The following is a 6,942-nucleotide window of genomic DNA, read 5'->3' as shown; positions in this document are numbered from 1 at the left end:
CTGGAAGTACTCGCCCGCCTCGGTGATGAGTGCAGACATCTGACGGGTGTCGTTGAGGAACGTCGACGGCAGCGGAGTCGAACCGATCTGCGACCCGTCCTTCGAGTCGATCACCGCGAAGGAGTAACCGTCCAGCGGAGAGGTGTTCGGAGCACCGTCTCGTGTCACGGTGTAAATCGAGCCGTCAGCCGTCGAGAGGTGGGGTACCGCGGAGCTACGAATCGTGTTGTCCCACACGACATGGCAGCCGACCGGATCGATGTCGACGCGGGTCATTCCGCCGTTGAAGGGTGCCGTGGCGGGGACCGCTGGACCGGCACCTTCAGGAGTCGTGGGGTACGGGTATCCGTAAGTGCCGGCGACGTAGACGGAATGACCGATGCCGACGGGGGAGTTCTCGCTGCCGCTCGGTGAGCCGTCCTGGCTGGCAGCGGACAACACCGGCTGCGTGCACACCTCGGCGCCCGTATCAGCGCGATAGACATGCAAGCTCACTGTCGGGTGGGCGTTGTCGACGATGGTCAAGAAATCGCTGCCCGTCGACGGGCCGAAGTATGTCGGCGTCGATCCGGTTCCCCAGCTGAGCTGACCCGGATTACGGGCCGGCCCGCGGTCATACGGCTGACGCCAGTCGATGACGACCTCGTCGCCATTTCGTTTCAGTTGGTAGAGCGCGTGGGTCGTTGCGACGGCAGTGCCCGTCGGGGAGGTGGAGATGCTGTTCTGCACCTGTTCACCTTCGGGGAGCGCAATGCTGTGCGCGATTCGATCCGCGCCGACATACCCGACGGTGCCGTGCCCGGTGGCGAACCAGACATTGCCTTCCCAGTCCGGAGCGAGGCCGGTGACGTTGTCGTCGGCGGCAACCGCACCACTGAGATCGATGACATCCGCGAGTTCCAGCCGCCAACTGCCGTCCGGATTCTGCGCATGGGAAATGCGGACCAGTTGACGGTTTCCGTCGACGGCGACGAGACGGTTCTCGTTGTCGAGGTAGGCGTAGACGCCGCCGAGCAGACTGCCCTTCGCGAGCGGCAGTTGTGCTACGGATCTACCCAACGGCGTGGCGTCGGCCTTCGGATCGATCAAATGGATGGTCGGGATCTGGCCGATCATCGTCGTGCAGAGCGAGACGATCATGCCGTCGGAACCCTGGAGGACCGTCGGGCAGGCGGCCATCATCGGGAAAGCTGTCACCTCGTGTGGGCCGGTTCCTGGACCAGGCAGCGGCGTGACGTCGGACGAGCCCGCGTCACCGTGCATGGTGGAAGTACCGACGGGACCGAGGTACGGATTTGCAGGTGCGAGTGGACCGGACACCGAAGGGGTCGCCGTTGCGGGTCCGGCACACAACATGACTGTTGCGGCCACACAGCCGACGATCTGAGCTGTCCGTCGTGTACTCACGTGAACTTGAACCACCTTGCTGCGCAGACTCCGGCCACTGCGGCCCAGATGAGTAGTACGAGAATCGAGAACCAGTCCATCGAGGTGTCTAGGGCCGCTTCGAGTGCGTGTGCGAGAGCACCGGACGGAACAATGCGTACCAGCGTGTGAACGGCGGTCGGGAGTTCACCACTGGCGAAGACCACACTGCCGATGCCCACCATGATGAACCACAGGATGTTGGCGAGAGCGAGAACGATCTCTGCTCGCAAAGTACCGCCGAGCAGTAGGCCAAGCGCTGCAAATGTGACAGTACCGATGGCAATGACCACTGCGCCGAGTACAAGTTCGACGAATGACGGACGCCATCCCAACGCCAAACCGATAGCGCCGAGCAAGAGTGACTGCAGAGCCACGACGATGATGACGGCAGCGCTCTTGCCTGCGATGATTCCCCACCGCGGTAGCGGCGTTGCACCGAGTCGCTTGAGCGCGCCGTATCGGCGGTCGAATCCGACGGCGATGGCCTGTCCGGTGAACGCCGTCGACATCACGGCAACCATCATGACACCAGGGAGCACGGTATCGACCCGAGAATCGCCCAAATCGCCGATCGGAAGTAGACACAGTCCGATGAGCAGGGTGATCGGGATGAACATGGTGAGCAGCAATTGCTCACCGTTGCGGAGCAGAAGAGTCAGCTCCAGTTTGGTCTGCGCCGCCAGCATCGTGGCCGCCGAATTGGGGCGGGGATCCGGCGAGAAGGTGCCTGGCTCGAAGCGGTTCTCGGCGAGCCGTCGGTCTCTGGCAACGCTGATGGGACTGCTCTGGCCGTTCGACGCTGTTTCGTTCATGACCTTGATCTCCGTCATCCCCTCAGTTCCCGGCCCGTCAATTCGAGGAAGACGTCTTCCAGACTCCGTTGATCGACGCGAATGTCGTTGATCAGCACGTCCTGATCGGCACACCACGTTGCGACAGTCGCCACGGTTGCCGGATCGATTGCACCTTCGACGACGTAGGTGCCGGGGTTGGATTCCTCGATGCGGAACCCGGCGAGTGAACCGGCCAGCGAATCGAGGCTCAAACCGGGAACCGTCGTCAGACGGAGTTGTCCTTCGGCGCCCTTGCTGGTGACCTCCGCCGGCGTTCCCGACGCGACGATCTTGCCGTGGTCGATGATGACCAGTTCGTCGGCGAGCGCTTCGGCCTCGTCCATGAGGTGTGTGGTGAGCAGGACGCTCACGCCGTCGCGTCGCAGAGCGTCGATGAGTTCCCACACGAGTAGACGTGCCTGAGCGTCGTGGCCGGCGGTGGGTTCGTCCAGAAATACCAATTCGGGACGGCCGACCAGCGCGCACGCCAGTGACAGTCGTTGCTGCTGGCCTCCGGAGAGGCGGCGGTACGGGGTCTTGCGCGCATCGGTGAGGCCGAGTTTGGAAAGGAGCCAGGCGGGATCGAGCGGGTCGGCCGAGTATGCGGCCACGAGGTCGAGCATTTCTCCGGCCTTGGACCCGGGGTATGCGCCGCCGCCCTGCAGCATGACGCCGATTCGCGAGCGGACTTCACCGGAGTCGGCGATGGGGTCGAGACCGAGCACTCGAACCGTGCCGGCATCGGGGGTGACAAACCCTTCGCACATCTCGACGGTGGTTGTCTTACCGGCTCCGTTGGGGCCGAGCAGGGCAACGACCTGGGCCGTCTCGACAGTGAGATCGATACCGTCGACGGCTCGAACACCGTCGAAGGACTTGACGACACCCTGGATCTGTACCGCCGGCGTCGACGATCTGGAGGCTCTCGAGGTCACGGGGAATCAGCGTAAGCCCCCGCCGAGTTGTCTTCGTCTACCGGTCCGCCTTTCGTGATCTCCGCTACTGGCTTGTCGCTACGCCAGGGGAGTGAATTGCGGGTGAAGACGATGAGCGTTCCGGCGGTGAGGATGGTCGCGATGACGGCCTGCACGATCATGAACGGAAGGTATTCGGCGCCGTTGGACATCAACATGACGCTGACGATCGAGGTGAAGACGACGGCAGGGATGCGGAAAATCGGCGCGGTGGCCCACGCCGCCAACGGAAGGATCGCCCACAGCAGGTACCACGGCTGAACGACGGGGAACAGGAGAACGATCGCGCCGAGCGCGATGCCGAGTCCGCCGACCGGATGGATGCGGCCCATGTAGACCGAGATCATCATCCGTGCGGTGACGAGCATGGCGACGAGAGTAGCGATGGGCCGCGTGATCGTGAGGATCGCCGTCGTGTGATCGCCGAGTCCGAGCAGTACGCCTGCCAATCCCGTGCCGACGCCCAGGAGCGTCGGGATGGACATCCAACTCCGGACTGCCGTGGCGGTGTCGAGGGTGTTGATCCAACCCATACCGAGCCCACTGGCCACGCTGATGACAAACGTGACGACAGCGGCAACGATGCCCAGGAGAATCGCGGCTCCCGCCAGGGCCTTCCAGGTTCCACCCCAACGCCGAGCCAAGGCCATGCCGACAAATCCCAAGGCAAGCAAGGACGGAATTTTGACGGTCGACGACAAGGCGATCAAACCTGATCCCGCAACGAGATAGAACAGCGCTCGCCCACGGATGGGCCCGGACCCTTCGACTGCGCGGAGAGCGATCTCGATTCCGGCGAGCATCAACCCGAGCATGAGCGCTTCGTTGTGGATGCCGGCCACCAAGTGGAAGAGCAACAGCGGGTTCGCGGCACCGAGCCAGAGCGAACTGACGGCAGAGACACCGCATCGCTTGGCCAGTCGCGGTATCGCCCACACGATGAGCGCGACGCCGGCCAATGCGAGCAAGCGGTGCAAGAAGATTCCGGCCACGATGTTGTCGCCGGTCAGTGAGCTGATCCCGCGTCCCAGCCACAGGAAGAACGGTCCGTACGGAGCCGGGGTGTCGCGCCAGATCGTCGGAACCGTGCGGGTGAGAACGTGGTCGACGCCCAGTGCCGCCTTGGGGCCGATGGCGTACGGATCGAGTCCACGGGCCGCGATTTCGCTTTGAGCCAGATACGAGTAGACGTCGCGGCTGAACATCGGCGGTGCGACCGAGAGCGGCAGGATCCACAGCAGGAGTGTGCGGTCCAACTGGGAACGGGTCATGCGCCGCGGTGCGCCGGAACGGCTGCGTATGTCCCCGACTGCAAATCGGCCCATCATCAGCCAGGCCAGAACGACGAGCACGGTTCCGGTCATCGTCATGGTGAGTGAGACCGTCGGCATACGTCCGGGAAGGCTGAGGACTCGAAGTCCTGCGGTCGGATTCTGCAGGACGGGTTGTGCGCCGGCGCCGAGCGCTCCGACTGCCATCAAGACCGCGCCGGTTGCGCCGAATCGGCGAATCCCGCGCAGTTGTGCGGTTTCCTTCGCGTTCAGGCCAGGGCGCTCGTCTTCGTCGCCGTGCAGCACCGCGGCCATACTCTGCCGGGGAGCGGAACCGAAAGGCCGAACGCCGATCGTGGAAAGCGCGAGTGCCTTGGGTTTTTCCAGCAGGATCGCGCGCGCCGATCGCGCGGTCGTGGTCTTCTCGGGGGTCTGCGGCACACCAGGCAGCGTAGCGGCTCGATCCAGCCGGACAGACAAGCACAAACAACGTGCGTTGTCCGGATATTCCCGAATGTAATGCAGGTTGCCCTTAGTAGACCTGCGAAAAGAATTCCGTCACACTTGTGTTGTGAAAAGAAATGCGTCAGACCCTCGAAGCAAGGAAGTTGCAGGTCAGCCCACTGTAGCGACCTCGCCTAGTGCTGCCGCAAATCCGGTGACGGTGAGCGTCGAAGGCCAGACCCGGGCCGCAGTGGTCAAGCTGCTACTCGAAGAAGGCCCCATTACCGCCTCCGAAATCGGCACGCGCCTCGGTTTGAGTGCCGCAGGTGTCCGACGTCACTTGGATGCGTTGATCGAGTCGGGCGAAGCCCGTACCGCTTCGGCGTCGTCGCTGCGTCAGCGTGGACGAGGTCGTCCCGCCAAGCAGTTCCAGATCACCGCGACCGGTCGCGGCCGCCTCGGCCACACCTACGACGATCTGGCGGGAGCCGCGATGCGGCAACTCCGTGAAATCGGCGGAGACGCGGCAATCGAGGAGTTCGCCAAGCGCCGGGTCCAGGCGATCGTCGGAGACGTCGAACCGGCTGATCCGACAGATGTCGACAACGTCGAGGCGACAGCGGACGCAATCGCCGAAGCCTTCAACGCGGTGGGGTTCGCAGCGTCGACCCGGCCGGTCGGTAACGGCGTGCAGATCTGCCAACACCATTGCCCGGTTTCCCATGTGGCAGAAGAGTTTCCGGAACTGTGCGAGGCAGAGCAGCAAGCATTCCGGCAATTGCTCGGGACTCATGTTCAGCGTCTGGCGACCATCGCCAACGGTGACTGCGCCTGCACGACGCACGTGCCCCTCGTGTCCACCGGGAGTAGATGACCGGACCAGAGTGTTCTACGGAGCGTTGCCACCGTGCAGCGTTCGAATAGAGATTTTTCAGCTAGTTCTTCAAAGTCAGAACTGCTCGACCACAGCGACCAGCCCTCGCTGAACCCGAGCAGCCGTCAAGAAACAAGACTCCGGAAGGAGCTCGCATGACCGTCACATCAGACCAGGCGACTACCACTGCGGCAGCAGGCACCGAGCCGCTCACGCAGGAAGAGACCATCGCGTCCCTCGGTCATTACGGCTACGGCTGGTCCGATTCCGACGAAGCCGGAGCCAGCGCGCAGCGCGGGTTGTCCGAGGCTGTCGTGCGGGACATCTCCGCCAAGAAGAGCGAGCCCGAGTGGATGCTCGACATCCGCCTCAAGGCGCTGCGCACCTTCGACAAGAAGCCGATGCCGAACTGGGGCTCCGACCTCGAAGGCATCCACTTCGACAACATCAAGTACTTCGTCCGGTCCAGCGAGAAGCAGGCCGAGTCGTGGGAAGACCTGCCCGAGGACATCAAGAACACGTACGACAAGCTCGGCATCCCCGAGGCGGAGAAGCAGCGCCTCGTTGCCGGCGTCGCAGCTCAGTACGAGTCCGAGGTCGTCTACCACTCGATCCGTGAGGATCTCGAGGAGCAGGGTGTCATCTTCCTCGACACGGACACCGGTCTCAAGCAGCACCCGGAGCTGTTCAAGGAGTACTTCGGATCGGTCATCCCGGCCGGCGACAACAAGTTCTCCGCGCTGAACACCGCCGTGTGGTCCGGTGGCTCGTTCATCTACGTTCCGCCGGGAGTCCACGTGGACATCCCGTTGCAGGCGTACTTCCGCATCAACACCGAGAACATGGGTCAGTTCGAGCGCACCCTGATCATCGTCGACGAAGATGCCTCCGTGCACTATGTCGAGGGTTGCACCGCGCCGATCTACAAGTCCGATTCACTGCACTCGGCCGTCGTCGAGATCATCGTGAAGAAGGGCGGCCACTGCCGCTACACGACCATCCAGAACTGGTCCAACAACGTCTACAACCTGGTGACCAAGCGCACCAAGGTCGAGGCCGGCGGATCCATGGAGTGGGTCGACGGCAACATCGGCTCCAAGGTCACCATGAAGTACCCG

Annotated in this window: 6 protein-coding genes; 2 read left to right on the top strand and 4 right to left on the bottom strand. The window is 63.3% G+C overall.

The genetic code is table 11. The annotated features are described in order from the left end of the window. The 4 genes from RWT78_RS26645 to mptB form a co-directional block, all read right to left on the bottom strand. Positions 1 to 1,356: hypothetical protein (locus RWT78_RS26645; protein WP_314682023.1), on the bottom strand; the 1,356-nt coding region annotated here is incomplete at its 3' end. Positions 1,357 to 1,403: 47 nt separating this feature from the next. Continuing rightward, positions 1,404 to 2,240 carry an ABC transporter permease gene (locus RWT78_RS26640; RefSeq protein WP_374223444.1) on the bottom strand — a complete coding sequence of 279 codons (837 nt, stop codon included), beginning with the start codon at positions 2,238 to 2,240 and terminating at the stop codon, positions 1,404 to 1,406. Between the two features lie 14 nt (positions 2,241 to 2,254). Further along, positions 2,255 to 3,196, bottom strand: coding sequence for an ABC transporter ATP-binding protein (locus RWT78_RS26635; protein WP_314682019.1), 942 nt, complete (start codon positions 3,194 to 3,196; stop codon positions 2,255 to 2,257). Then, on the bottom strand, positions 3,193 to 4,947 hold the full coding sequence (gene mptB / locus RWT78_RS26630; protein ID WP_003944776.1) for a polyprenol phosphomannose-dependent alpha 1,6 mannosyltransferase MptB: 1,755 nt from the start codon (positions 4,945 to 4,947) through the stop codon (positions 3,193 to 3,195). The genes RWT78_RS26635 and mptB overlap by 4 nt, the downstream gene beginning before the upstream one ends. 130 nt (positions 4,948 to 5,077) lie before the next feature. On the opposite strand from mptB, the gene RWT78_RS26625 reads away from it, so the two are divergent. Together RWT78_RS26625 and sufB are read left to right on the top strand one after the other, a co-directional pair. Continuing rightward, a complete protein-coding gene (locus RWT78_RS26625; RefSeq protein ID WP_269750909.1) occupies positions 5,078 to 5,824 on the top strand; it encodes a metalloregulator ArsR/SmtB family transcription factor in 747 nt (248 codons plus the stop codon). 155 nt (positions 5,825 to 5,979) lie between these two features. After that, positions 5,980 to 6,942: Fe-S cluster assembly protein SufB (gene sufB / locus RWT78_RS26620; RefSeq protein WP_314682016.1), on the top strand; the 963-nt coding region annotated here is incomplete at its 3' end.

The organism is uncultured Rhodococcus sp., from assembly GCF_963525155.1.
In the GTDB taxonomy this organism is placed as follows: Bacteria; Actinomycetota; Actinomycetes; order Mycobacteriales; family Mycobacteriaceae; genus Rhodococcus_F; species Rhodococcus_F qingshengii.
The sequence above is the reverse complement of the archived record's forward strand: the minus strand, read 5'-3'. Positions and strand labels throughout refer to the sequence as shown.

Bases quoted from the DNA above. Each gene is read 5' to 3' on its own strand.
- RWT78_RS26640 (WP_374223444.1), bottom strand. From the start codon at position 2,240: ATGAACGAAACAGCGTCGAACGGCCAGAGCAGTCCCATCAGCGTTGCC.